This is a genomic window from Nocardia sienata NBRC 100364, from assembly GCF_001613205.1.
Lineage (GTDB): Bacteria > Actinomycetota > Actinomycetes > Mycobacteriales > Mycobacteriaceae > Nocardia > Nocardia sienata.
Map to the genome: position 1 here is coordinate 70,282 of NZ_BDBX01000044.1, position 26,272 is coordinate 96,553.

24 protein-coding genes are annotated in these 26,272 nt (G+C 67.9%); 8 read left to right on the top strand and 16 right to left on the bottom strand.

The annotated features are described in order from the left end of the window. The first annotated feature begins 74 nt into the window (after positions 1-74). The 3 genes from NS4_RS23090 (at position 75) to NS4_RS23100 (ending at position 2,410) form a co-directional block, all read left to right on the top strand. A complete protein-coding gene (locus NS4_RS23090) occupies positions 75-371 on the top strand; it encodes a ferredoxin (RefSeq protein ID WP_245665628.1) in 297 nt (98 codons plus the stop codon). 105 nt (positions 372-476) lie between these two features. After that, complete coding sequence (locus NS4_RS23095; protein ID WP_063061594.1) at positions 477-1,691, top strand: cytochrome P450; 1,215 nt, start codon at positions 477-479, stop codon at positions 1,689-1,691. Positions 1,692-1,765: 74 nt separating this feature from the next. Continuing rightward, the gene (locus NS4_RS23100) at positions 1,766-2,410 is read left to right on the top strand and encodes a DUF4097 family beta strand repeat-containing protein (protein ID WP_063061595.1); all 645 of its coding nucleotides are present in this window, start codon (positions 1,766-1,768) and stop codon (positions 2,408-2,410) included. A gap of 93 nt (positions 2,411-2,503) precedes the next feature. Here NS4_RS23100 and NS4_RS23105 read toward each other — a convergent pair whose 3' ends face one another. Continuing rightward, positions 2,504-3,127 (bottom strand): hypothetical protein, encoded by a 624-nt coding sequence (locus tag NS4_RS23105; protein WP_157106187.1) that lies wholly within the window; start codon positions 3,125-3,127, stop codon positions 2,504-2,506. 120 nt (positions 3,128-3,247) lie between these two features. Here NS4_RS23105 and NS4_RS31650 point away from each other — a divergent pair, with 120 nt between their 5' ends. Then, positions 3,248-3,748, top strand: a complete 501-nt coding sequence (locus NS4_RS31650) for a MarR family winged helix-turn-helix transcriptional regulator (protein WP_169811804.1) — start codon at positions 3,248-3,250, stop codon at positions 3,746-3,748. Positions 3,749-3,994: 246 nt separating this feature from the next. Here NS4_RS31650 and NS4_RS32370 read toward each other — a convergent pair whose 3' ends face one another. The 3 genes from NS4_RS32370 to NS4_RS32375 form a co-directional block, all read right to left on the bottom strand. Beyond that, positions 3,995-4,300 (bottom strand): hypothetical protein, encoded by a 306-nt coding sequence (locus NS4_RS32370; protein WP_063125260.1) that lies wholly within the window; start codon positions 4,298-4,300, stop codon positions 3,995-3,997. Between the two features lie 652 nt (positions 4,301-4,952). After that, complete coding sequence (locus NS4_RS23120; protein ID WP_157106189.1) at positions 4,953-5,288, bottom strand: tail fiber domain-containing protein; 336 nt, start codon at positions 5,286-5,288, stop codon at positions 4,953-4,955. A 26-nt stretch (positions 5,289-5,314) separates the two neighbouring features. Continuing rightward, positions 5,315-5,464, bottom strand: coding sequence for a hypothetical protein (locus tag NS4_RS32375; protein ID WP_157106190.1), 150 nt, complete (start codon positions 5,462-5,464; stop codon positions 5,315-5,317). Between the two features lie 293 nt (positions 5,465-5,757). Here NS4_RS32375 and egtD point away from each other — a divergent pair, with 293 nt between their 5' ends. Further along, a complete protein-coding gene (gene egtD / locus NS4_RS23130) occupies positions 5,758-6,732 on the top strand; it encodes an L-histidine N(alpha)-methyltransferase (RefSeq protein WP_063061601.1) in 975 nt (324 codons plus the stop codon). Positions 6,733-6,773: 41 nt separating this feature from the next. Here the strand turns inward: egtD and NS4_RS23135 are convergent, their stop codons facing one another. The 5 genes from NS4_RS23135 to NS4_RS23155 all read right to left on the bottom strand — a co-directional run bounded on the left by NS4_RS23135 (position 6,774) and on the right by NS4_RS23155 (position 12,743). Beyond that, positions 6,774-7,715 carry an aldose 1-epimerase family protein gene (locus NS4_RS23135; RefSeq protein WP_218020386.1) on the bottom strand — a complete coding sequence of 314 codons (942 nt, stop codon included), beginning with the start codon at positions 7,713-7,715 and terminating at the stop codon, positions 6,774-6,776. A 129-nt stretch (positions 7,716-7,844) separates the two neighbouring features. Further along, on the bottom strand, positions 7,845-8,132 hold the full coding sequence (locus NS4_RS23140; protein WP_063035550.1) for a DUF1330 domain-containing protein: 288 nt from the start codon (positions 8,130-8,132) through the stop codon (positions 7,845-7,847). A gap of 113 nt (positions 8,133-8,245) precedes the next feature. Next, positions 8,246-9,250, bottom strand: coding sequence for an adenylate/guanylate cyclase domain-containing protein (locus tag NS4_RS23145; protein WP_063061602.1), 1,005 nt, complete (start codon positions 9,248-9,250; stop codon positions 8,246-8,248). 304 nt (positions 9,251-9,554) lie between these two features. Then, positions 9,555-11,951: a CocE/NonD family hydrolase gene (locus NS4_RS23150; protein ID WP_174552126.1), complete on the bottom strand. Its 2,397-nt coding sequence runs from the start codon at positions 11,949-11,951 to the stop codon at positions 9,555-9,557. A 180-nt stretch (positions 11,952-12,131) separates the two neighbouring features. Beyond that, a complete protein-coding gene (locus NS4_RS23155; protein WP_063061603.1) occupies positions 12,132-12,743 on the bottom strand; it encodes a class I SAM-dependent methyltransferase in 612 nt (203 codons plus the stop codon). Between the two features lie 90 nt (positions 12,744-12,833). On the opposite strand from NS4_RS23155, the gene NS4_RS23160 reads away from it, so the two are divergent. Further along, positions 12,834-13,415: a helix-turn-helix domain-containing protein gene (locus NS4_RS23160; protein ID WP_063061604.1), complete on the top strand. Its 582-nt coding sequence runs from the start codon at positions 12,834-12,836 to the stop codon at positions 13,413-13,415. Positions 13,416-13,663: 248 nt separating this feature from the next. Continuing rightward, positions 13,664-14,206, top strand: coding sequence for a C40 family peptidase (locus tag NS4_RS23165; protein WP_063061605.1), 543 nt, complete (start codon positions 13,664-13,666; stop codon positions 14,204-14,206). A 121-nt stretch (positions 14,207-14,327) separates the two neighbouring features. On the opposite strand, the gene NS4_RS23170 is transcribed toward NS4_RS23165, so the two are convergent. The 7 genes from NS4_RS23170 to NS4_RS23200 form a co-directional block, all read right to left on the bottom strand. Then, positions 14,328-15,494 (bottom strand): thiolase family protein, encoded by a 1,167-nt coding sequence (locus NS4_RS23170; protein WP_063061606.1) that lies wholly within the window; start codon positions 15,492-15,494, stop codon positions 14,328-14,330. A 173-nt stretch (positions 15,495-15,667) separates the two neighbouring features. After that, positions 15,668-16,654 (bottom strand): Fic family protein, encoded by a 987-nt coding sequence (locus NS4_RS23175; protein ID WP_157106191.1) that lies wholly within the window; start codon positions 16,652-16,654, stop codon positions 15,668-15,670. Continuing rightward, positions 16,536-17,396 carry a respiratory nitrate reductase subunit gamma gene (gene narI / locus NS4_RS23180; RefSeq protein WP_084487621.1) on the bottom strand — a complete coding sequence of 287 codons (861 nt, stop codon included), beginning with the start codon at positions 17,394-17,396 and terminating at the stop codon, positions 16,536-16,538. Before narI ends, NS4_RS23175 begins: the two co-directional genes overlap by 119 nt. Continuing rightward, entirely contained in the window at positions 17,393-18,085 is a 693-nt protein-coding gene (gene narJ / locus NS4_RS23185; RefSeq protein WP_063061608.1) for a nitrate reductase molybdenum cofactor assembly chaperone, read from the bottom strand. Before narJ ends, narI begins: the two co-directional genes overlap by 4 nt. Next, complete coding sequence (gene narH / locus NS4_RS23190) at positions 18,082-19,761, bottom strand: nitrate reductase subunit beta (protein WP_063061609.1); 1,680 nt, start codon at positions 19,759-19,761, stop codon at positions 18,082-18,084. Before narH ends, narJ begins: the two co-directional genes overlap by 4 nt. Beyond that, a complete protein-coding gene (locus tag NS4_RS23195; protein ID WP_063061610.1) occupies positions 19,761-23,450 on the bottom strand; it encodes a nitrate reductase subunit alpha in 3,690 nt (1,229 codons plus the stop codon). The genes narH and NS4_RS23195 overlap by 1 nt, the downstream gene beginning before the upstream one ends. A 64-nt stretch (positions 23,451-23,514) precedes the next feature. Beyond that, positions 23,515-24,753, bottom strand: coding sequence for an MFS transporter (locus NS4_RS23200; protein ID WP_439955805.1), 1,239 nt, complete (start codon positions 24,751-24,753; stop codon positions 23,515-23,517). Between the two features lie 277 nt (positions 24,754-25,030). Here NS4_RS23200 and NS4_RS23205 point away from each other — a divergent pair, with 277 nt between their 5' ends. Next, a complete protein-coding gene (locus NS4_RS23205; RefSeq protein WP_063061611.1) occupies positions 25,031-25,777 on the top strand; it encodes an RluA family pseudouridine synthase in 747 nt (248 codons plus the stop codon). Positions 25,778-26,272: the final 495 nt, after the last annotated feature.

The window sequence follows — 26,272 nt, forward strand, 5'->3', positions numbered from 1 at the left end:
GCGCCGATACCACATCAGTGGGTATGTCAGCGTGGTATCAGGCCGGTATCAGCGGGCCCGGCGACAGTTCTCCCATGACCAGATGGGCAAAAGCGACCACGGGCCCGGACAGCCCCGTGGCCCGGCGGGAGGGAGTAACCATGGAACTCGCGGTCGACCGGGAACGCTGCATCGGCGCCGGTATGTGCGCACTACTCGCTCCGGAGTTGTTCGACCAGGACGACGCCGACGGCCGGGTGCTGCTCCGCGACCCCGTGCCCCCGGCCGCACACCACTCCGCCGCCCACGAAGCCGCCCACAACTGCCCGGCGGCGGCGATCACTCTGCTCGGCCGGGCGTCCGCACCGCCGGACCGGCACACCGGCGACTGACGGCGACGGCACGTCCCGGCTCACCGGAGCCCCCGCCCCGAACACCCACCCCACCGATCACCCTTGTCCCGCGCAGCCCCGGGACCTCGAACGACAGGAAATACGATGAGCGACACCGCCTCCGTCCCGCATGGTCTCCCCACCGCACGTGATGCCGGCCCCTTCGTTCCGCCCCGGGAGATCACCCGGCTGCGCGAGGCGCGCCCGGTGAGTCCACTGATCTTCCCCGACGGGCACGCCGGCTGGCTGGTCACCGGATATGAGGAGGTCCGCGCGCTCCTGGCCGATACCCGCTTCAGCTCCCGCCAGGACATCGGCATTGTGCACGCGCTGGACGCGAATCCCGATATGCCCGCTCAAACCGAACCCTCGCCGCAGATCCCGGGACTGTTCGTCGCCATGGACCCGCCGGACCACACCCGGCTGCGGCGCAAGCTCATCGGCGCTTTCACCGTCCGGCGCATGAAACAACTCGAAGAGCACATCGCCGAGGTCGTGGAGCGGCAACTCGATGAGATGGCGGCCCTGACCCCGCCGGTCGATCTGGTGCGGGCCTTCGCGCTGCCGGTGCCCTCGCTGGTGATCTGCGAACTGCTCGGCGTCCCCTACGCCGACCGCGAGACCTTCCAGACCAACTCCGCCAAGTTCCTGCTGCGGGACCAGCCGCTGGAGGAGAAGATGGGTGCCTACGGCGCGATGATGGGCTACCTGGCCGAACTGGTGACGGCCAAACGCGCCGAGCCCGGCGAGGACATCCTGTCCGACCTCGCCCGCGACGCGGACCTCTCCATCGAGGAACTGACCGGCATCTCCTTCCTGCTGCTGCTCGCCGGCCACGAGACCACCGCGAACATGCTGGCGCTGGGCACCTTCGCGCTGCTGGAGAACCCGGAGCAGCTGGCCGAACTGCGCGCGGACCCGGACCTGATGCCGGACGCGGTCGAAGAACTCATGCGCTACCTGTCGGTCGCCGATATCTTCTACCGCTACGCCACCGAGGATCTCGAACTCGGCGGGGAGACCATTCCCGCGGGATCCACCGTGGTGGTCTCGCTGCTGGCCGCCAACCATGATCCCCGGCGTTTCGACGACCCGGACACCCTCGACATCCACCGCAAGGCCCGCGGGCACGTGTCCTTCGGGCACGGCGTGCACCAGTGCCTGGGCCAGCAACTGGCCCGGGTGGAGATGCGCGCCGGTTTCGCCGGACTGCTGCGCCGCTTCCCGACCCTGCGGCTCGCCGTGCCCGCCGGGGAAGTACCGCTGCGGACCGATATGAACATCTACGGCGTCCACGAACTGCCGGTCACCTGGTCCTGAACGGCCCGGTAGACCACCCGCCGATCGCGCGATCGGCACACACATAACTCTCTCGCACGCAAAGGAGCACTGCCATGCCCACATTCGAGACGCCGGAACCGATCGTCGTCACCGTCGAAGTACTCTGCGGCGAAGTCACGGTCGCCGCCGCCGACCGCACCGACACCGTGGTCACGATCCGGCCGGCCGACGAGTCCAAGAAAGGCGATATCCGCGCCGCCGAACAGACCCGGGTCGATTTCACGGCCGGCGCCCTGAGCGTGATCACCCCGCGGGATTGGCGGACCTACACCCCGTTCGGCGGCAATCCGTCGATCGTGGTGACCATCGAGGTGCCCACGGGCTCCCGGTGGAAGGGCACCGCCGCGGTGGGCCGGTTGGTGGGCACCGGCGAACTCGGCCGATGCGATCTGGAGGTGGCCGCCGGCGATATCGTCGTCGAGCGCCCGACCGATTCGGTGACCGCGAAAACCGCCAAGGGCGATATCCGCATCGGCGAGGCAGTGCGCGGGGAACTGCGGTTGGAGACATCCATGGGCGAACTCGAAGTGGGTATCGGCCCGGGCAGCGCGGCCTGGCTGGAGGCGGGCGCTCTGCACGGCACGGTACAGAACCGGATACAACCGGTCGATCCGGCGGCGAGCAACGGGGACATCGTGCGGGTGTACGCGCGCAATTCCTACGGCGACATCATCGTCGGGCACGCGAGCGTCGTCTGACCATTCGGCACGAGCACAACGGCCGAGCGAACATGCGCGCCCACGCCTGCCCGGAGCCGACCGGACCGCGGTCGGTGGGTATGGGCTCGGTCGTCATCGTGCTCCCGTTCGTGTTCGGCTCTCCCGATCGGGCGTGTGGCCGGCGCGGGACGAGTCCCATCCCGCCCGGGATGAGACGAGCAGTGCTGCGCCGATGTGGACGGCCATCGAATAGCGCAGGATGTCACCGGTGGCACCGCTGGTCAGCATCGCCAGCGTGTACACAGCGAACAACCCCGCGACTGCCTTGCCGCACCACCGCCACCCCGGCCCGGCGATCAGTGCTGCGCCCAGTCCTGCTTCGAGAGCGGTCGCGAGGGCCGCAGGGATCGCGGGCCGCGGCCACCACGGCAGCAGGGCTTGGGTGTTCATCACGAATTCCGACCAGGATCCCCACGACACGCCTGGCGCGCCGGTGGGTCCGACCAGGCCGAAACGGTCGGCAACGGCGGCCACCAGTTCGAGTCCGAGCAGGACGGCGAGGACCCGTCCGCTCCACCACGTCAGCCGCGCGTTTCTCGCGGTGAAAGCGGCCGCGGACAGCGCGGCCGCTACTGTGATGAGGACAACCACCCGGCCGATAGGGTTCCCTCGGGCGAGCCAGGTACCCCAGAGCGCCAGCCCGATCGCTACCCAGGCAACGCCGCCCCAGCCGCGGGCGCGATCCATGAACTCCACGATATTCTCCAATTGGTCATGTGCTTGACTAAAGCTGTCGCCAGACTAGAAGGGACCAGAGTGTTGGTCAAGGACCTGACTAATCCATTCCGGGATCGCCCACTTCCACTGGGTAGCCTCATGTCCGCCGCGGCACATCGGCTCGGCGGCCAGCTCGACGACCTTCTCGCCAGTCTCGGCTTTGCCGAGGTGCGTGCCGCGCAAGCGCAGATCTTCCTGGCTGTCGACGGCGCCGGAACGCGTGCGGGCGTCCTCGCCCAGCGGACGCATATGACAAAGCAGGCGATGGCCGAACAAGTGGGGAGATTGGAGCGAGCCGGCTACCTGGAGGTCGTCGCCGATCCCGATGACCGACGCGCTCGGCTTGTGCGGCTTACGAAAAAAGGTGAGGAAGCAGTAGAGGCGGCTGCGACTGCCGTGGACATGTTCGATCGGTGGCTCGTCAGCCGCATCGGGACAACAGAAGTCGATGCCCTCCGTGCAACGCTGGAGCTCATCCTCGCTTCGGCACCGACAGAATGGAATCGCCACCATCCGCCATCTGGAACACCGCTACCAGCGGCCGATTTCCATGCCACGCGAGCCGATTCCGATGCACCCCGCCGGGCAGGCCAGAAGTAGCCCGTCGAAGTATGTTGTGCGTGCGGCCTTCGAGCGAAGCGCGTGGCCCACCTCGCCGAGCAGCTGGAGATCGATGATGCGTCGTGCCCGGTGAGTGCCTGGCCAAAGGGTTCGACACCCGGATACGGGAACGGTTCCGGACCCGCCCCCGAGCCGGGATCATCGAACGCGGCGAAGGACTCGAATGCCGACTTCTGGGCGGTCTCCGGCCGGATGGCGGGTGAATGAGCGCCGGCGGCGGCGGACCTAATCGACCGGGCGAATCGCCGGACTCCACCCCTGGGTCATCGTGACGTAGGCGGCGAGATCCTCGATGCACATCATCTCGGGATGGCTGTAGTAGATCAGTTCGAACCGGCGCTGCCGCCAGGACATCGGGTCCATGCGACCCTCATGACTCGTATCGCACAGCGCTTCGAGCCGACCCAGATCGAACGGCTCCTTACCACGGGCGTGCGCGTCCGCTTTGACGGCTGCCAAGCGCTCTGTACGTGTCAGATCCGCTCTACCCCACACCCCCGCCGCGAAGCGGCGTGCTTCTTCGAGGTCCACTGACGCTCTCCTACCTGCCCGCGGGCCCGGTCCAGCCGGAAGGCTGGTTTAACCACGAGAAGTTCTGGGTACGATTCTAGGCCGTGAACTGCGGTGCCGCAGCGCCGATTCCCGTGCACGTCCCGAAACCCGTGCGCACCCTGGGAATTCTATGGTCCGCGCGGTCCGCCCCCCCGCCTATTCGCCGTAGCCGATGCGGAAATCGAGGACGGCACAACCGAGGGTACCGCCCGCCCACGTCGGCGGCGTCCGGCGGCGGCCCACCGGCGATCCGGCCGGTGCGTCATCGGCGCTCGACGCGGACCTCACTGCACGGGGCCGGACCGTCCGGCAGCGCCGAGTGTCCTCCTGACAGGAACCGGTCGAGGAACGCCGGCGTGTACGCGGCGACGATCTCGTGGCCGCGCGCCCCGATCGGCTCGTCCCAGTGGGCGGCCCGCGGCGGTCGCCGCCCACCACAGGATCCCGGCCGCCATCGACTCTCTTCCCTCCCGGAGTATTCGTGGCATCGCACCGGAATATCCGCCGGCGCGGGCCCACTGTCGAACAGCCGGCTCGGGACGGTCCAGGACGAATGTTCCCCAGGCCTGGTGGCGACGCTTGGAGAACGGGTTCAGCGCCTTGCGCGTCGACGTCGCGGGCCGGGCACCGTTCAGGCGGAGCCTGCCGGGCCGGCTTCGGCATCGGCGGCGACCACATCGCCGCGCAGCCGCTGCACCTCGGCCCGCAGTTCCGAAACCTCACGCCGCAAGGCTTGGATACAGACCAGTGCCACCCCGTTGGCGTCACCCGCGTGGATCACCTCGTCGTTGTCGCCGAGTCCGAAGGCGGCCATCCAGTCCTGGGCCATCGGCCCCAGATGACGGATATGGGCGGGTTCCCATTCGTAGCGCCAGGTACTGATCGGAAGGGCGGCGACGGCGTCGAGGATGTCGTAGCCGTTGACCGCGTCCCCGGACGGGCGGCGCGAGGTCGTCGGCTTCGGCAACAGGCGCCGAAGCCGACGGAGGAATCTCAGCGCTCCCACCGCACGGGGGCGATATCGCGCTTGATATTGCGGTTGCTCTCGATCGTGGCGCTCGCCGCACCGGAATTGACCACTGCCAGTAGCAGACCGGCAGCGGTGACGGAAGCGAGCGACAATGCCACCGAAATCTTGTTCACGGTTGCCTTCCTCTCTGCGCCGGACTGAGCCGGGCACAACGGTTCTCGGCTCGGTGGCTCGTCGTCACCGAGCCATACGACGATAAGGCCGCGATTCCTGCCGAACATCGGCCTCCGGTCATCGAAATATCCGTATTCCGGCGCCGACACACCCGCCACGGCGACCATCGCGAACCCGGCCGGCACTGCACCCGACCCGGACCAAGTGCGGATATTCCGATCGAAATGGCGGATGTCCCGTCGTCGCGGCTGCCCTAACTTTCACGGCGAGGCCGCGGAACAGAGAGGATCCAATGGCTATCGCACCTACCTTCGATATTCAGCTCACGGAGGCCGATCTGCGCGAGCAACTGCGTACCGATGTGCTCTGGGGTTTGTCCGCTCCCCGCAAATGGCTTCCCCCGAAATGGTTCTACGACGCTCGCGGGAACGCGCTGTTCGACCTCATCACCGGGCTGCCGGAGTACTACCCCGCCCGCACCGAACGCGAACTGCTGCGTATCTCGGCCGGCGCGATCGCCCGGCATGCCTCGTGCGCGACCGAACTGGTCGAACTGGGTTCGGGTTTCTCCGAGAAGACCCGGCTGTTGCTGAACACGCTCACCGCACACGGCTCGCTGTGCTCCTACCTACCGCAGGATGTCTCCGAAACCGCGCTGCGGGCCGCGGCCGATTGGACCAGCGGCGCATTCCCGCATCTGTCCGTTCACGGCATCGTCAGCGATTTCACCACCATGCTCGCGGCGCTTCCGCACGGTGGCCGCCGTCTGGTCGCGCTGCTCGGCGGCACCCTGGGGAATCTGCCGCCCTTCGAGCGCACCGCGTTCCTGGGTGAATTGCACCAGGTGCTCACACCCGGTGAACACTTGCTCGTCGGGGTGGGCCTGGTCACCGACCCCGCCCGGATGATTTCCGCCTACGACGACGCCGCGGGGGTGACCGCGGAATTCAACCGGAATATGTTGCACATACTGAACGACCGGCTCGGCGCCGATTTCGATCCGCTCGCATTCGCCCATCTCGCGGTATGGGACCCGGACCTCGAATGGATCGAAATGCGCCTGGTCGCCACCGAGGCGATGCGGGTGACGATTCCCGCGCTGGATCTCGTGGTCGATTTCGCCGCCGGAGAGCACCTGCGCACCGAGATCTCGGCGCAGTTCCGGCTGCCCGGGTTCCACGCGGAACTGGCCACCGCCGGTTTCCGCGTGCGTCACACCTGGACCGACCCCGCCGGACGATTCGCGCTGATACTGGCCGACAGGTGACCCGTCCACACCGCCACCACGGCTCCGCCCAGCGCCGCTGATCACCGCCGCGACATCACGCTCGGCCCGGGCGTGTACCGGATACGCCATCCGCCCTCCCAGCGCTGACCGGGTTCGAGGCGAAGTACTGCTTCACCCGAATTCAGCGCGTTCGGCGGCGCGGTCATCGGTTCCAGCGCGACCGCGAGACCCCGCCCCTGCGGCCGCGGGAACTCCCGCGGGGTGAAAACCTGCAGATACTCCCATCCCGCGTCCTGGACGAGTTCGACCCTCGCACCGTCGGGGGCGGTGAGCCGGGCCGCCGCCGCGGGCGTCACCCCGCCGAACGGGGTGTCCAGGTCCAGCTCCGACAGCGGCACCCCGGCCCGCAGGTCGTAGCGGGTGCCCTCGACCGGGTGCTCGGCCACCGGGTTCATGCGGGCGTCGACCTCGAAATATGTTGTGGCGGAGACGGTCAGCTCCAGATCTTCGACCGGCGTCGCACCCACCCGCAGATACGGGTGCGCGCCCACGGCGTACGGCGCCGGGCGGTCTCCGTGGTTCAGCACGCCGTGGGTCACGGCGAGTCCGTCGGAGCACAGTTCGTAGCGAACCCAGGTGTCGAGCAGGAACGGCCAGCCGTGCTGGGGTGGTATCAGCGCGCCCAGGGTCACGGCGGCAGCGGACAGTTCCCGCACCTCGTAGGCGGTGTTGCGCAGCAACCCGTGTATCGCGTTCGAACGCGCCGGTTCGGTGATATCGAGCTGCTGGGGTAGGCCGTCGAGTATCCAGATACCGTCGCGGACCCGGTTGGGCCAGGGCGCCAAGACGATGCCGGCGCCCATCGGCGGCATCGCCTCGGCCGGAACCGGTTCGGTGACCGCGACACCGCCGACGGTCAGCCCACGCAGGACAGCGGCCACGGTGCCGATCTCGGCGCGCACGCCGGAGAGCTCCAGCACGATCGAGCGGCCGGTCGGGGCGATGCGCTCGAAGATGGTCACCTCGTCAGCCTAGATACCCATCCCGGCCGCGCCTGGCGAACACGCGGCCCGCGTCGCGCGACCGGCCACGGCGGCCGCAATCGCCACGGCCGGCGGGCCTCGCGCCGGCCACACGCGAACTCCGGGCGGTTACAGCCCGTTGACGATCACCGCATTGCAGTCCGCGGCCGCCTGTCGCAGCGGGATCGCCGCCTGGTATTCCTCGGACTCATACCAGGCACGGGCCGCTTCGGGAGATTCGAATTCCAGCACCACGGTCTGGGTCGCGGGCCACTCCCCTTCGAGGACCTCGAACTTGGTATCGATCGCGAGGACCTTCACTCCGGCGGCCATCGCCTTACCGGCCGCTTTACCGTATTCGGCCATCCCCGCCGGGTCCTTGATCAGCTCGGTCACGATGACGTAGCCCTTGGCCATCCTGGTCTCCTTTTCACGCGTGAGCCGCACCCGGCTCACCGAAGACCCTACCCATAGCGCCGTTTACGTTGTCGAAAATCTCGTATGTTGAAACAGAGAATAGGGCGGGCCAGTTATGCCCGGCCGTTGCGTCGGAGCAGGTGCGGCCGCAGCCGGTTGAATCCGCGCACCCGCACGCTGCGCAGGTGTTTGATGCTCAGCTCGGGCTCGTTGTCCAGTTCCGCCGCGGCACCGTCGTCCACCAGGATCGTGCCCGGCCGGGCGACACCGGTGAGCCGGGCGGCGATGTTCACCACCGAGCCGTACAGATCGCCGAAACGCTGCAGCACCGGCCCGTAGGCCAGTGCGATGCGCAATTCCGGCGTGGTACCCACCGTCATGGTGGATTCCTGCAGCGCCAGCGCGATCCGGGCCGCGGCCAGCGGTGATTCGGCGGCGAACATCACTTCGTCGCCGACGTTCTTGATGACCCAGCCGCCGTTCTCGGCGATGGCGTCGTTGGTGGTGGATTCGAACGCCTCCAGCAGCATGGACAGTTCGTCGGGATGCAGATGCCGGGTGAGGCGGGTGTAGCCGACCATATCCGCGAACCCGACGGCCAGCACCCGGGTCGAATCGGCCGGCGGACCCGCCTCCTCCAGATTGCGCGAAAGTGCCTCGTCGAGGTGGCGCCGCCAGGCATAGGACAGCAGACCTTCCAGCAGCTCCACCGTTTCCACGGTGGCGGTCCGGATGATCTGTTCGCGATCACCGTCGGTTCCGGCCGCGGCGACACGTCGATCGATTTCGGCCAGTACCAGGTCTACCTGCCATTCGGCCAGCCGCGCCATGGTCTGCCCGATGGTGCGGGCCGTCGCGGCCTGCTGCCGGGTGTCCGCCCCGGCCAGGGTTCCCACCTCCCGGAATCGCCGGATGGCCGCGATATCGGCGTCGGTGTAATCGCGCGCGCTGTCGTCCTCGCTGGCGGGGAATCCGAGCGAGACCCACAGCCGCCGCGCGAGCTCCGGTGTCACCTCGGCTCTTTCGGCCACCTCGTTGCGGTTGTAGCGCCGGCGGCCGGCGAGCAGGCTCTCCTCGGCCGCCGACCGCACCAATTCGGCTTTCTCCTGCGACACCATGGGCGAAACATTACGACGCCCCGCCGGCCCGCCGGTCGGTCCGGGTGAATCGCCCGGTGATCTGCGTCATGTTCGGGCAGCGGCTCGCATAGCGGCGGCCCGGTCCGGAGTCGCGAGGTAGGGCGGGCCCCGGTACCGGCGTGCCGGCCGACCGGGGCCCGGGTGCAGCACCACGGGCTACGGATGACCAGGTCGTGAGGCGCGGCCTTCCTCACCTTCCGCGATCGGCGAGTTGGCCCGGCCGACCACCGCCTCGACGCCCGCCACTGCGCGGGACGGCGGCGGAGCAGCCCCGCGAAGCGATCTAGGCGGGGGGCGTGAGCGCCGGTACGGGGACCTCGGCGGAAGGGGCCACGGGGACCGGCGGTCCGGCCGGGGCCGGGGCGGCCGGCACCGCCCTTGGCTCGGGAATCTCGGCCGGCCGGGCAGTGGGCGCCGCGGGTTGCGTGGTCGGCACCTCGGGCTGCCGTCCGGACTGCGCGGGCTGCGGGGCGGGCTGCTCGGCCGGCACCGCGGGCGGGATCGTCGGGGCGGTGCCGGGTGGCGTGGGGGCCTGCACGGGCTGCGGGGCCGGTACCGGCTGCGACACCGGAGCCGGTACCGGGCGGGGAGCGGCCTGGGCGGGGACGGCGGGCGAGACGAACAGCGGCCGGTCGGTGGGCAGATTGACGAAACTCGGCGCGGCCGGATCCAGTTCCAGATGCTGCGGTTTCAGCTCGCTGTCGTTCAGCATGGGCCGGAACGCCAATGCCTTGGGCGAATTGCCGGCGAACACGTCGAGCCGCAGCCGGTGTCCGGGCGCCAGTACCGCCTGGATGGGAATGACCGCGATATCGAGCGTCACCCGCTCCCCGGGCACCACCTTCTGCACGCTGTCCAGAGTGAGTGGATTGTGCGGCGCGGTGAGATCACCATTGGCCGACCGCGCACTGCGGGACTCGTCGACGGCCCGCAGCGACGCGGTGAGCTGACCGGTGCTCAGCACGGTCGAGGTCCCGTCGGGCGCCACGTCGTTGACCGTCACGTTCCAGTAGCCGTCCGCGGCGTCGTGCACTGTGTTGAGGTGCACATTGATCGGGCCGGACAGGATCGTGCGTTCGGCGATCGGCTCGCTGGTGAAGGTGAGCGCGTTGCGTTCGGCGATACGGGAGTCCTTGGCACACATGTCCAGTGCCGCGCCGATCCCCGCCGAACCCTGCGCCATGTCCCGCGAGCAGAAATTGGTCAGGCCCGGGGATACGGTGAGCCGCTCGGGCGCCCCCGGCGCAGCGGTGAGCGAGCCGTCGTGGAGAGAGTCGCCGGTCGTCCCGCTCGCCGCCCCGGACAGATACACCCGCCGGTGCGTCATACCCGGCTGCGGGAACTGGTCGAGCACGACCCAGTCCCCGCCCTGCTCCCATACGATCACCGGACCGTAGTCGGTGATGCCGTTGTCGATGTCCTTGAGCCAGTGGTCGAACCACGCGCGCTGCAGGACGTCCAGACGCGGCGGGGCCCCGGGGCGTCCGGTCCCGGCACCGGGGTTGGCGTGATAGGTGTCGCCGACGATGAGCTGTTTGCGGCCCGGCGGCAGGGGGATGTCGTTGTAGAGCGTGGTCGCGCTGTTGGCGAAGATGTCGTGCCAGCCGCCGTAGACGAAGGTCGGCACGGTGATCTTCTCCGGATGGCCCTCGATGCCCTGACGGAAGGCGCTGTTCTCGTCCAGTGCGTCGGCCAGGGCCGGCGGCATCTCGCGTAGGGAGGGGGTGAGCAGCGCCTGGGCGAGCAGATCGTAGTTCGTCGCGGGATCTGCCATGCGGTCGCGGAGCCACTGCCAGTCGAAGGTGCCGTTGAGCATGGCCTTCACATCGGGCATGAGCTTGGCCCGGTTCACCTGGGTGAGCCACAGCGGCAGGAAGGTCACGCCCACACCGCCACCCGGCGCCACCACATCGCGCATGAGATCGCTACCCGGTTCGACCGGGAAGATGGCCTGTAGCGGTCGTGGGGCGTTCTCCGCGGCCCGCAGCTGGTTGATCCCGGCATAGGACCCACCGCTCATGGCGATCCGGCCGTTGGACCACGGTTGCCGCGCCGACCATTCGATCACCTCGCGGGTGTCGAGCTGTTCGCGCTCACCGAGGGTGTCCCACAGCCCCTGGGACTGCCCGGTACCGCGTACATCCACGGAGACGAGCGTGTAACCGGCTCGGACGAGCCGGCTGTCGAGCCCGAGCACGGTCGCCACGGTGCCACCGTCCAGCGCGTGCAGCAGATCCTCGAAACCGCTGATCGGGGTGCCGGTCAGATTGATCCGCCGCACCAGGTCCATGGTCCACCGCCGCACTTCGGGATCACTCATCGCCGCCTCGATCATGCTCGACATCATTTTCGAGTACGGCGTCATGGTGACGATCGTCGGCAGCGGCCGGGTCTCCACCGCACCGCCGGCCGCCGCGGGCCGGTACACATCGGCTTTCAGCACCACACCGTCGCTCATGGTGATCAGTACGTCTTTGTCGATGCGCGTCTCGGGATACGGCTGCGGGCCGTCGTGCAGGTCGGTCCACTGCTGGGCGAGCTCGGCGGGCGATACCGCCGGGGAAGTGTCCCGGTGCACCGGGTGGCGCGCGGATTGCGCGGCCACCACGATCACGATCACGATGGCCACCACGGTGGCGGCCGCGGCGGCCGCGAGACCGTGAACCCGGTACAGCCGCATGGACAAACCCTCCACCTCGTGGTTCCGGTTCCGCGCGCAGGTGGCACCGACAGTGGTTCCCGCGCACAGGTGGAGCCGACGATAGCAATCAGCTCTGAAGGAACCGGGTTACGACGCGCGGACTCGACCGATCATCGGAACCGATGTGGCAGGGGCCCGGGGAGAGCCCGCGGCGCGGCGTCAGCTCGCGCGCCGCGCCCGCAGGACGAGGTCCTTGATCTGATGTCCGGCGGCGGGCCGGTCGCGGTCCCGTCGCTCGTCCACCTCGACGGTCCAGTCGTCGCCGAGGAGTTCGACGATCTCGGACGGCTGGTAGAAGTCGTAGGGATCGAACCGCGGCGAAGGTCGATCACCCTCATGCGAATGGTCGTCCCGTTGGGGGAATTCGGTGGGGTCGTGCGCGACGAACAGCAGAGTTCCACCGGGGGCAACGGCGTCGATCAGTCCGCGCACGGTGGCGTGATCGGATTCGTGCACAATCGGGAAATAGTGTGCCGACACCAGATCGAAGGACCGGGCCGGCATCGGCGTGACGGTGATATCGGCACGCTGCCACGAGATCTCCGGGTGCCCGGCCGCGGCGCGGTCCAGCGCCACCTGCGAGATATCCACCGCGGTGACCTGCCAGCCGCGCTCGGCCAGCCAGTACGCGTCCGCCCCCTCACCGCAACCGAGATCGAGGGCCTGGCCGGGCGCCATACCGGTCACTTCCGCGACCAGGGCGTCATTGGGCAACCCACTGAAGCGCCGTTCGCTCTCGCCGTACATATCGTCCCAGAACTGCTGGTCCATCCGTTACTCCTGGTCTCGTGAGGTGTGGTTCCCAGCATCCGGGCAAACAGCCGGCTTGACAATTTTATTTGCCAGTTCTGCAATAGAGAGATGGAGCGGGAGTTCGGCGAGGTCATCGATGCGATCGGCCCGCGGCTGCGCGAACTGCGCCGCCGCAACGGCACGACGCTGGCGGCACTGTCCGAGGTCACCGGCATCCCGGTGAGCACCCTGTCGCGCCTGGAATCCGGGCAGCGAAAACCCAGCCTCGAACTGCTGCTGCCCTTGGCCAAGGCCCACCAGGTGCCGCTGGACGAACTGGTCGACGCACCGGTTACCGGTGACCCCCGGGTCCACACCCGCCCGGTGACGCGGCACGGTCAGACCTTCATCCCGCTGACCCGCAGACCGGGCGGCCTGCAGGCCTACAAGCAGATCCTCTCCGGCCGCGCCGCCGCCGAACCCGAAATGCACACCCATGAGGGTTATCACTGGCTGTATGTGCTCAACGGCAAACTCCGGCTCATCCTCGGCGACCGCGACATGATCCTGACCCCGGGTGAGGTGGCCGAATTCGATACCCATCTGCCGCATTGGTTCGGCAACGCCGACGAGCAGCCGGTGGAGTATCTGAGCATCTACGGCCCGCAGGGCGAGCGGTTCCACATCAAGGCCAGATATCGCCCCGGATGAATTCCGATACCGACTCCGAGCTGCGGAAATGCAGATAGTTATTTCTTCGTGATCCGTATTCCCCGTGTCGCTTACCGATCGGCGCGCGATCACGCGAAATATGACTCCCCGGGTTTGCAGGACCGACATATAGCTGTGGTGCATTTCCAACGCTGTTCGAGCAGTCGGTGATGTTCTCCTCGCGCACTCGGCGGTGCAAACCGTGGCGCTTCCACCGGCTCTCGACCTGAGCACGGAGGACCGCAATTATGGATTCTGTACCGATACGTCAGCGCTGTGCCGCACTGGCTCTTTTCGCCGCCGCGGCCGGCGCCATTCTCGGACCAACGGCACCCGCCCAGGCCCAGCCGGTCACACTGCCCGGCTTCGGCACCTTCGAAATCCCCGATCAGATACCCCTACCGGCCGGAATCCCCGGTGTCGGCGCGCCCGCCCCACAGGTAGCGCCCGCCCCGCCCGTCGGCGACGTCGCGGTGGCGGCGGCGCGCAGCAAGCTCGGGGCACCGTATGTTTCCGGCGGTACCGGACCGAACGCATTCGACTGTTCGGGGCTGGTGCAGTGGGCATACCGGCAGGCCGGAGTAGAGGTACCGCGCACCAGCTGGTCCCAGCTCTCCGCCGGTACACCGGTACCGCTCGACCAGCTCCAGGTCGGCGATGTGATCTCCTACAGCGGTGGTGGCCATTCGGCCCTGTACGCCGGAGACGGTCAGGTGATCCACGCCGCCACCTCCACCGTGGAGATATCGCCGATGTCGTATTCGCCCGTGGTCGGAGCACGCCGCTTCTGACCCGGGCCGCACCGTGGTCCCCATCGACCGGTGGCAAACCCGAACCACAGCCTCGGGCCCACGGAGCACCCACGGAGTACGGCCCTCGGGACGGGGAAGTACCGAGGGCCGTACCCGGTGATCAGAGACGTTCGATGATGGTGGCGTTCGCCAGGCCGCCGGCCTCGCACATGGTCTGCAACGCGTACCGCCCACCGGTCTGCTCGAGATGGTTGACCATGGTGGCCAGGATCCGCACGCCCGAGGCGCCCAGCGGGTGCCCCAGCGCGATGGCCCCACCGCGCGGATTCAGTTTCTCCGGGTCGGCGTTCAGCTCGTGCTGCCAGACCAGCGGCACCGGCGCGAAGGCCTCGTTGACCTCGTAGGCGTCGATATCGTCGATCGTCAGGCCGGCCCGCTCCAGCACCTTCTTCGAGGCCGGTACGGGCGCGGTCAGCATGAGCAGCGGATCGTCACCCACCACCGCGAAGGAGTGGAAACGCGCCCGCGGCCGCAGCCCGAGCTTCGCGGCCGCCTGCTCGCTCATGATGAGCGCAGCCGACGCCCCGTCGGTGAGCGGCGAGGAGTTGCCCGGGGTGATGGACCAGTTGATCTCCGGGAACCGCTGTGTGTACTGCTCGTCGGCGAACGCCGGCTTCAGGCCCGCGAGTTTCTCGGGGGTGGACCCGGCCCGGATGGTCTCGTCCGCGGTCAGCTCCCCGGCCGCCACCAGCTCCCGGTCGAACCCGCCGGCCGCGGCGGTCTCGGCCGCCAGCCGATGCGACCGGGCGGCGAATTCGTCGAGGGTGGCCCGGTCGAACTTCCAGCGCGCCGCCAGGATCTCGGCGGCGACGCCCTGCTGCACCAGGCCTGCCGGGTACCGGTGCGCGATGGGACCGCGATTGGCGTCCTGGCCCTGCGCGTTGGAGAACATGGGCACCCGGCTCATCGACTCCACGCCACAGGCGATGGCGATATCGTAGGCACCCGCGATCACGCCCTGCGCGGCGAAATGCGCGGCCTGCTGGCTCGACCCGCACTGCCGGTCCACCGTGGTGGCCGGTACGGATTCGGGGAATCCGGCGGCCAGCACAGCGGTCCGGGAGATATTGAAGGCCTGCTCCCCGCTTTGTGTCACACATCCGCCGATCACATCGTCGACCAGCGCCGGATCCAGGTCGTTGCGCTGCAGCAGTTCGCTGAGCACCCCGGCCAGCAGGGTCGCCGGGTGCACCCCGGACAGCCCACCACCGGCCTTACCCTTCCCGGACGGCGTGCGAACCACATCGACGATGACGGCGGACTGCATAGTCCCTCCTGAATGCTTGTTCCGGCCGGTCAAGTTAATGACCGTTCGATTTAAGTTAACACGGATTCGCATCTGCCGACAGGCCGGTGCCCAGAGGGAGGCCGATGATCACAGACGCAGTGCTACCGCCACGGCCTCGCCGGACAGCGACCGCGGAACAAGCGAGAAGACGTCTACGCGCGGTACGGGTCCCGCAAGGTCACCGGCGTGCGCGCCACCTCCGAAATCTTCTCGGGAAAGCGTGCACCCGCCACATAGAACCTGGCGCGCGTCCGTCCCACCGGCTCCAGGATCTGCCGGCGCACCAGCTCACGCAGGTCCCGCTGAGCCTGCTGAACGCTCAGGTTTTCACTCTGCTCGTATCGGCTGCGGCGCACCCGGCCCGCCATCGCGACGTCGTGCAACGCGGTGACGAGCCGCTCGTCGAACGACTCGTCGGCAGCGAGCTCCAGCAGTTGCTCCCACACACGTCCGGATCGAACAAAACGCGCATGCACGGTCTGCGCTTGCTGGTGATAGGCGGTCAGATTGAACCGAATCCACTCCGATACATCCTGATCCGGTCGATACTCGCTCCCCCGGCGCCCGAGTACCTGGTAGTACTCCCACGTATTGCCCGGCCGTCCGAGCCACGCCTCGATCGAAGAGAACTCCGGCGCCAGCACTCCTTCCCGCGCGATCATCAGCGTCTGTAGCGAGCGGGACATCCGGCCGTTTCCGTCCGCCCAGGGATGTATCGACACCAGATGCAGATGGGCCATCGCGGCGCGGACAAGCGGATGGGTGCCGTCTGCGGTCTCGAGCCAGTCCACCAACTCCGCCATGAGCCCGGGCACCACATCGGCGTCCGGCGCGGTGTACGCGGCGATGCTCGGATCACGGTCATCGGTTACATAGACCGGACCGCGCCGCCACTGCCCCGCAGGCTTGCGCGGCACATGCCGATGCCCCTGCAGCATCCAGTGCAGCGCGTTGAGCAATTCCTTGCTATAGGCGAAATCTCGAACATCGTGCAACGTCTGGATATAGGTCATCATCTGCTCATAGGCGAGCGTCTCGGCGCGGTTCTCCTCGGAGATGTCCACGTCGTGCTCTCCAGCGAGCAGGTCCTCGACGTCGATGGTGGCGACCTTGAACCCCTCGATGGAATTCGATGCCACGGCGTTCCGGCCGCGACCCCAACTCCCGGTCCCGGCTGCGATAAACGATATACGGCCTGGTCAGGTATCCGATCGGCATCGAGAAGACATGCACCAGCCGGGTGAACGGCCAGAACGCGAACAATAGCCAGGCGGCGATCACGTGGAGCTGGAAGCCGAGGGGCGCGGCGAGGATCAAGTCGGTATCGGGGCGAAAGGAGAGGATGGAGCGGAACCACGGAGAGACCGTCTCCCGGTAGTCGTGCGGGTGGTTGTCGGCGTTGTTGGTCAGCGTGGTGCCGAAACCCAGCAGCAGCGTGCCGAGCAGCAGCACATACATGATCTTGTCGTTGCCGGTCGTCGCGGAGAAGACGGGACCGGTGGTGCGGCGGCGGTAGATCAGGATGGCCGCACCGGCGAGCGTGGCGGCGCCGGCCGCGATCCCGATACTGGCGGAGCCCACGTGGTACACCGAATCGCTGACGCCGACGGCCTCGGTCCAACCTTGCGGAACCAGCAGGCCGACTATATGACCCACGATCACCAGCAGGATCCCGTAGTGGAACAGCGGGCTGCCCAGGCGCAGCAGGCGGCTCTCGTAGAGTTGGGAGGAGCGGGTGGTCCAGCCGAATTTGTCGTACCGGTAGCGCCAGTAGTGACCCACCAGGAACGTGGCGATGGAGGCGTAGGGCAGGGCGACCCACAGCAGGATGTCCATCGCGGTGAGGTTATCCCCCGATGCGGCGAGCAACATCGAGTTCATCGGCACGCCTCCGTATTCGGTTGCCCGGCCTGCGGCGGGCGCACGACCGGATCGGGGAGGTACTGCGGCGGGGCGAACGGCGCGAGGCCGACGGCTTCCTCGGGCGGGCCTTCGGCAATGAGCCGGGCGACGGCGTGCTGCTCGGACCCGCCGAGGGCGGGAAGGGTGGCGGTGACCGATTCCAGGACGTCGGCCCAGGGCGAACCGGTCTCCCGCAGGCCCCGGCGCATCACCTCGAGACCGGCTCGATGCTCGGTGAGCAGCCGTAACCCGGTCTCGGCATTACCGGCCGCGGCGAATTCGAGCACCACGGACAGATGATCGGGCAGTTCCTCCTCGGAGAGCCGCAGCCCGGCCGCGCGATACGCCTGTTTGAAACGCAGCAGGGCGACGCCACGTTTGCGCGTGTCTCCATAGGCGAAGTAGGTGAGATAGGGGCTGAACCGCTTGTGGTGATCGAAGGTGGCCACGTAGTCGGCGGCGAGTTCGAACAGCGAGCGGGTCCGTACATGGCCGAGGAACCGGGTGAGCGGGGCGCCGACCGGCGGGGGCAGCGCCGCCGCCACCGTGCCCAGCACATCGAGATTGCGGCGCAGGGATTCGTCCGGATAGCCGAGCAGCAGGGACTGCACCTGCCAGGCCGCGGCCCGGGTGGCCGGATCGAGGGCCTTCGCCTTGGCTACCTTCATCGCGGCGGCTCCACATCACCGGTTACCGGGTCGGACCCCTTCGGCGGGAACAGCCTGTCCGGGACTTTTCCGTCCCAGTTGAGCAGATTCACCCGGCCCGGGCCACCCACGCTGGTGGCGGTCTCGGAAGTCTGCCGATTGCGCAGCATCCGGAAGTTCTCGACGGCGATGGGCGACACCCCGCCCGAGCTTTCGCCGAACGGTCCCGAACCGGTCATTCCCGGGCCGCCCTCGTAGTCCAGGCTGCATTCGGTGGCGAGTTCTTCCAGCCCGTGCGCCGATTCGGTATGCGCGGGTGGGATCACATAGCGCTCGTCGTATTTGGCCAGAGCCAGCAGGCGGAACATATCGTAGATCTGCTCACCCGACATACCGACCGCCTCGGCGATGCGCTCCTGCGGTTCCCGGCCCAGATTGATATCGCGCATATAGCTGCGCATGGCGGCCAGGCGGCGCAGGATCGCGGTCACCGGTCCGGGGTCGCCCGCGGTGAACAACTGCGCGAGATAGTCCACCGGAATTCGCAATGCCTCGATCGCGGCGAAGAGATTGCCGTGATCCTCGGCGTCGTGCCCGGTATCGCGCACGATATCGACCACCGGCGACAGCGGCGGGATGTACCAGACCATGGGCATGGTGCGGTATTCCGGATGCAGTGGCAGCGCGACTTTATAGGTGTTGATCAGCGAATAGATCGGTGACCGGGCGGCGGCCTCCACCCAGTCCCACGGAATACCCGCGCGTTCGGCTTCCCGCCGCACCTCGGGGTCGGCGGGATCGAGGAACACTTCGCGTTGCGCTTCGTAGAGGCCCTGCTCATCCGGGGTGGCCGCGGCCGCCAGCACTTTGTCGGCGTCGTAGAGAACCAGCCCGATATAGCGCAGCCGGCCCACACAGGTCTCGGCGCAGACCGTCGGCAATCCGACCTCCACCCGCGGGAAGCAGAAGGTGCACTTCTCGGCTTTACCGGTGCGATGGTTGAAATAGACTTTCTTGTAAGGACAACCCGAGACGCACATCCGCCAACCCCGGCACCGGTCCTGGTCCACCAGGACGATCCCGTCCTCGCTGCGTTTGTAGATCGCGCCCGAGGGGCACGAGGCGGCGCAGGACGGATTCAGGCAGTGTTCGCAGATCCGCGGCAGATAGAACATGAAGGTCTGCTCGAATTCGAAACGTACCTTTTCGGAAAGTTTGCGCAGTAGTGGATCGTGGTGGCCGTATTCGGGTGCGCCGCCGAGATCGTCGTCCCAGTTCGCCGACCATTCGATTTTCGTATTCCGGCCGCTGATCAGCGATTTCGGGCGGGCGACCGGAGTGTGCCGCTGAGCGGGCGCGGTGGTCAGATTCTCGTAGTCGTAGGTCCAGGGCTCGTAGTAGTCGCGCAGGGCGGGCAGGATCGGATTGCTGAAGATGGTGAACAATTTGCGCAACCGGCCGCCGCCTTTGAGTTGCAACCTGCCCCGGTAGTTCAGATCCCAGCCGCCGCGCCACCGATCCTGATCCTCGTAAGTGCGTGGATATCCCTGTCCCGGCCGGGTCTCGACATTGTTGAACCACACGTATTCCACGCCCGACCTGTTGGTCCACGCCTGTTTGCAGGTGACCGAACAGGTATGACAGCCGATACATTTGTCGAGGTTCATCACCATCGCCATCTGCGCCATCACCCGCATCAGTAACTCACCTCCTGGCTGCGACGACGGATCACGGTCACCTCGTCGCGTTGGTTACCGGTGGGTCCGAGATAGTTGAACGCGAAACTGAGCTGGGCGTAGCCGCCGACGAGGTGGCTGGGTTTGATCAGCAGCCGGGTCAGCGAATTGTGAACCCCGCCGCGATGCCCGGAGGTCTCGCTGATCGGTACATCGATGAGCCGGTCCTGCGCGTGGTACATGTACACGGTTCCGGCGGGCATGCGGTGCGAGACCACTGCCCGGGCCACCACCACACCGTTGCGGTTGACCGCCTCGACCCATTCGTTGTCGGCCACCCCGATGGTCGCCGCGTCCGCGGGCGCCATCCAGATCGTGGGCCCGCCGCGCGAGAGGCTCAGCATGAACAAGTTGTCCTGGTATTCGGAGTGGATGGACCATTTGCTGTGCGGGGTGAGATAGCGGACTGTGACACCCAGTTCACCCGTCGAACCGAGCACGGGCTCGCCGAACAGCGCGGCCATGTTCAGCGGCGGCCGGTACACCGGTAATCCCTCGCCGAGTTCGGTCATCCAATCGTGGTCGAGATAGAAATGCTGGCGGCCGGTGAGCGTATGCCAGGGTTTTCGGCGTTCGATATTGATGGTGAACGGCGAATACCGGCGACCCCCGGTTTCCGCCCCCGACCATTCCGGCGAGGTGATCACCGGCACCGGAGCGGCCTGGGTGTCGGCGAAGGTGATCTGTTTGCCCTCGTGTTCGGCGGACAGATCGGCCAGCCGGGTTCCGGTGCGCTGCTCGAGGGTGCGGAAACCCTCGGTGGCCAGCCGGCCGTTGGTGGTGGCGGACAACGCCAGAATCGCCTCGCACGCCTGGATACCGCGCTGCAACGACGGCCGGCCGTCGGCCGGGCCGCCGCGGATCACGCCGTTCTTGTGCCGCAGGTACTCGACTTCGGGCCCGAAATCGAAAGTCACTCCCTTGGTGGTGCCGCCGAGTTTCTCCGCCAACGGGCCCAGCGCGCTCATCTTCGCCGCGATCGCGCCGTAATCACGCTCCACCACCACGAGTCTGGGCATGGTGACCCCGGGGACCGGCTCGGCGTCCCCGGTTTTCCAGTCCGCTACCCGGCCGTGCGGGGTGGCCAGTTCGTCCGCGGTGTCGTGCAAGAGCGGCACGGCGACCACATCCTTGCGGATCCCGAGCCGGGGACCGGCGAGTTGGCTGAACTTCTCGGCGATCGCCCGGAAAGCGTCCCAATCGGTGCGGCTCTGCCAAGGCGGCGCGATGGCGGGATTGAACGAGTGCACGAACGGATGCATATCGGTGGTGCTCAGATCGTGCTTCTCGTACCAGGTGGCGGCGGGCAGCACGATATCGGAGAACAGGGTGGTGCTGGTCATCCGGAAATCCAGGGTCAGCAGCAGGTCGAGTTTGCCGCGCGGCGCGTCCGGCCGCCACACCACATCACGCGGGCGGGCGCCGGCCGGAGTGGGTTTGGCGCGCAGCGACGATTCGGTGCCCAGCAGATGTTCGAGGAAGTACTCGTTGCCCTTGGCCGAGGAACCGAGCAGGTTGGCCCGCCACACATTCAGTATCCGCGGGAAGTTCTCCGGGGCGTCGGGGTCCTCGCAGGCGAAACGCATCCGCCCCGAACGCAGTTCGGAGACCACATAGCCGGCCACCGAGCCGCCCTCGGCTGCGGCGGAATCGGCCAGTTCCAGTGGGTTGCGGTCGAAGGTCGGATACGACGGCATCCAGCCCAGCCGCGCCGATTGCGCGATCACGTCGGCAGTGCTCATACCGGCCAGCCGGCCGGTACCCGGGGTCGCCGAGAGTTTGTCGGCACCGAACCAGTCGTAGCGGAACTGGTCGGCGTGCAGATACCAGAACGCGGTCTGGATCATCTGCCGCGGCGGCCGCGACCAGTCCAGGGCCGAGGCCAGCTGATTCCATCCGGTGACCGGTCGGCACTTCTCCTGACCCACATAGTGGGCCCAGCCGCCGCCGTTCACGCCCTGGCATCCGGTGAGGGTGGTCAGGGTGAGGAACGCGCGGTAGATCGTGTCGGAGTGGAACCAGTGATTGGTCCCGGCGCCCATGATGATCATCGAGCGGCCGTGGCTGTCCTCGGCATTGGCGGCGAATTCGCGCGCGATCCGCAGGACCGCCGCGGCCGGGACACCGGTGATGGTCTCCTGCCAGGCCGGGGTGTAGGGCTGGGAGAAATCGTCGTAGTCGACGGGCCAGGTCCCGGGCAGTCCGTCCCGGTGCACCCCGTACTGCGCCAGCATCAGATCGAACACCGTGGTGACCAGATGGCCGTTCACCCGGCGCACCGGTACACCGCGTCGTATCGTCGTGTCGTCACCGCCGAGGGTGTCGAATCTGGGTAGCAGCACGGGCACCGCCGCCTCGCCGAACAGTGTCAGCCGGGGCACCACGCCCTCCAGATCGAGATTCCAATTCCCCCTACCGCTGCGGCCGTAGCGATGACCGACCGAACCGTTCGGGACCACCGGGCGGCCGTCCGCGTCGAGCACGACCGTCTTGAACGCGGCATTCTCCACCCCGGCGTGCTCGTCGAGGTCGGCGGCGGTCAGGAATTTGCCCGGGGTGTAGCCGCCGTCGGTCTCCGCCAGCCGGACCAGGAACGGCAGATCGGTGAACTGGCGCACGTAACTGCCGAAATACGGCACCTCGCGTTCCACGAAGAATTCGCGCAGCACCACCTGCCCCATCGCCATGGCCAGCGCGCCGTCGGTACCGGGATGCGGGGCCAGCCATTCGTCGGCGAACTTCACATTGTCGGCGTAGTCCGGGGAGACCGCGACGACCTTCTGCCCGCGGTAGCGGGCCTCGGCCATCCAGTGCGCGTCCGGGGTCCGGGTCACCGGCAGATTCGAGCCCCACATGATCAGGTAGCCCGCGTCCCACCAGTCCCCCGATTCCGGGACGTCGGTTTGATCGCCGAACACCTGCGGCGAGGCCACCGGTAGATCGGCGTACCAGTCGTAGAAGGACAGCATCGTCCCGCCGACCAGCGAGACGAACCGGGAGCCGGAGGCATGCGACACCATCGACATGGCCGGGATCGGTGAGAACCCCGCGATCCGGTCCGGGCCGTAGCGGGCGATGGTGTACACGTGGGCGGCCGCGATCATCTCGGTCGCCTCGTCCCAGCTCGCCCGCACCAGACCGCCCTTGCCGCGCGCGGATTTGTACCGCCGGGCCGAATCCGGATCCTCGACGATCGTTTCCCAGGCGGTCACCGGATCGCCGGTGGCGGCCTTCGCGGCGCGATACATCTCCAGCAGCACACCCCGCACATACGGGTAGCGCACCCGGGTCGGCGAGTAGGTGTACCAGGAGAACGCGGCCCCCCGCGGACAACCGCGCGGCTCGTATTCGGGTTTGTCGGGGCCCACCGACGGATAGTCGGTCTGCTGGGTCTCCCAGGTGATGATGCCGTCTTTGACATAGATCTTCCAGGAACACGATCCGGTGCAGTTCACGCCGTGCGTGGAACGCACCACCTTGTCGTGACTCCAGCGGTCCCGGTAGAACTCGTCCGCCTGCCGCCCGCCCACCTCGAACATCGAACGCCGGTCCGGGGAGATCTGCGCCCGCGTGAAGAACCGCCGAGTACCCACCAGCGCATCGGTCAGTTCGTCGTCGAGTCCCGCCTGCCCCGCACCGTTGTGAGTCATAGAACTCCCTTCGAAGTGTGTGTACGCGGTCCGCGGAGACCGAAGCGTCGGCGGAGGTATCGCCTCATGTGTGGTTGCGCTCCACCAGGGGGCGCACCACGATCAGCGTGAACAACAACGCGACCAGGGCCACCACCGCGAGAGCCAGCAGACCCGGGCCGTAGTCGGAGGTCGCCTCGTGGACGGCGCCCATCACCAGCGGTGGCACGAAGCCGCCCAGCCCACCGGCCGCTCCGACGAAACCCGTGACCGCCCCGACCCTGCCCGCGGGCGCGATCAGGGCGACCAGCGCGAAGGTGGCCCCGCTGCCCGCGCCGAGTGCGGCGGCCAGCACCAGGAAGGCCAGAGTCCCGAGCGGGGCCAGGTCCGGGGTCGTGGCCTGCACGGAGGCGGCTATCACGACAGCACACAGCGTCGCGGCGAGGACCGTGGGCGCGTCGAACCGATCCGCCAGCCGGCCGCCGATCGGCCGCATGACCACCGCGAGCAGCACGAACCCGGCCATACGACCGGCCGCGTCGGTCTGCGACAGGTCATAGGCGGTGCGCAGATAGGAGGGCAGGTAGACGGAGAAAGCCACGAAACCGCCGAAGGACACCGCGTAGAGCGCTGAGGCCACCCAGGTCGCGGGCAGCCGCATGGTCTGATTCAGCCGGGTGGTCACGGATTCGGCGGGTGGGGTACGGCCCGGGGCGTCGCGCAGCAGGTACCGGGCGAGGATCGCGTAGATCACCAGCGCGACCGCGCACAGCAGGAACGGTGTGGCGGTATTACCCGCGTCCACCAGGCGCACCGTGGTCAGGGCGCTGATCGCGGTGCCACCCATGCCCATTCCGTACACGCCGATCGCCAGCCCCTGCTTCTCGGGCGGGAACCAGGCGCTCACGAACGGCACACCGACCGCGAAGACCGTGCCGCCGATGCCGAGGAAGAAACCGCCGATGAGCAAGGCCGCCAACGCAGAGTGCCCGACCAGGCCCAGGAACAGCACCGGCAGTACCGTGATCAGCGAAACCACCGGAAACATCAGGCGCCCGCCGTAGCGGTCGGCCAGCGCGCCGATCGGAATCCGGCCCAGCGAACCCACGATCACCGGGACGGCCACCACCAGCGACTCCTGCAAGGAACTCAGCCCGAGCTCGTCGCGCAACCGCGGTGCCAGCGGGCTCAGCAGCGCCCACGCCCAGAAGTTGAGCGCGAAACCCGCCGTGGCCAGGACCAGCATCAGGGTGCGTCCGCCGGTGACGGCCCGGTCGCCGGCCATGGCCCGGCCGGGATTCAGCGGGGTCGAAGAGGCCACCATCACTCCTGGGGAGATCGGTCCGGCTAGCTCTCGCGCCCGCTGGACACCTGGTCCCACCGCTCGACGGGCGATTCGGTCATCGAACGCGGCCGGGAAGGCCGGGCCCTCCCGAACCGCCGTTATCGCTATATCACTGACTCACGGCCGTACTCCTCGCCATTGTGCCCGCTACGGCCCCCGAGTCCGGGTTCACCCGGGTTCCCGGAGTTTCGTGAAGGTCACCGGTCCGCCGGAACCTGCTCGACCACACCGCACACCGGGCTCCTAGGCTCGACCGGTGGATATCGACTGGCCCGAGCTGCGCGCCCGCAGCCTGCTCCTCGAGGACGAGGCGATCCTGGCCCTGAACAAACCGGCCGGGATATCGGTCACCGGAGAGCGCCACGATATCGATATCGTGGCCGCCGCCGAGGCGCACGGCGAGAAGCTGTACCCGGTCCACCGGATCGACAAGGTGACCTCGGGCCTCATCCTGTTCGCCCGGGAACTGTCCGCCCACGGCCCGCTGACCCGCCAGTTCAACAAGCAGACCGCCGCAAAGGCCTACCTGGCGATCGTCGACGCGGGTTCCCCCGGACTCCCTGATACCGGGACGATCGATCTCCCGCTCAGCGTCGGCCGTAAGAACCGCGTCCGGGTGGCCGCCCCGCGCGAAACGATCCGGCGCGACGGCGACCGCTGGTCCATCGCCGACACGGACCTGCTGAATACCAAGAGTTACCCCTCGTCCACCGAGTTCACCGTCCTCGCCCGGCACCGCGAACACACCGTCTTGGCGCTGCGCCCGATTACCGGCCGCCGCCATCAGCTCCGCGTACACCTGGCCTGGATCGGCCACCCCATCCTGGGCGATCCCCTGTTCGACCGCTCCGGCACGCTCCCGCGCGCCCATCTGCACTCCTGGCGCCTGGACCTGGCCGCCGAGTGGCGCCCCGACGGCAGACTGGAACTGGAGGCCCCGCCCGGCGACGACTTCTGGTCACCGTTACCCGGCCCGGCGCCCGCCCTGCCCGGGCCTCGGTGAACCCCGAATACGCCGCCAGGCCATCGTGAACGCCTCGACACGTCGGTGGCCGGGGGCCGAAGAGTCCTTCGGCCCCCGGCGCCCGTGCCCATACCCGGCGAACCGATCACCGTTGCCGGACCGCCCGGACCGGTTTCGGCCGTGGTCCCCGACACCCGGCTGCGATCGCTACCCGCCCCGGGTTCGCGGGCGGACTGTTCTTTCGGGCCCCGCCTCTGCTGATACCGAGGCGTTCCCGGCCACGCTCGAGTCACAGCGGTCCCGGCCACATCCCGCAGCACCCCACCCCGGTGGTGTCCTCACTCATACCCGCACCATTCGCACTGGCCAACTCCCCTAAGCTGGTTGACGGACCCAGCACCGGACCGGGACACCACGGTTCGACGAACCAGCGCCGGACTTGAGCACCATGCGGTGTCTTGACCGGGATCCACGCGGTGTCGAGTCTTACGAGACACCTCAAAGGGTTGAGGCCCGTCTCGCCGTTTCGGCCTC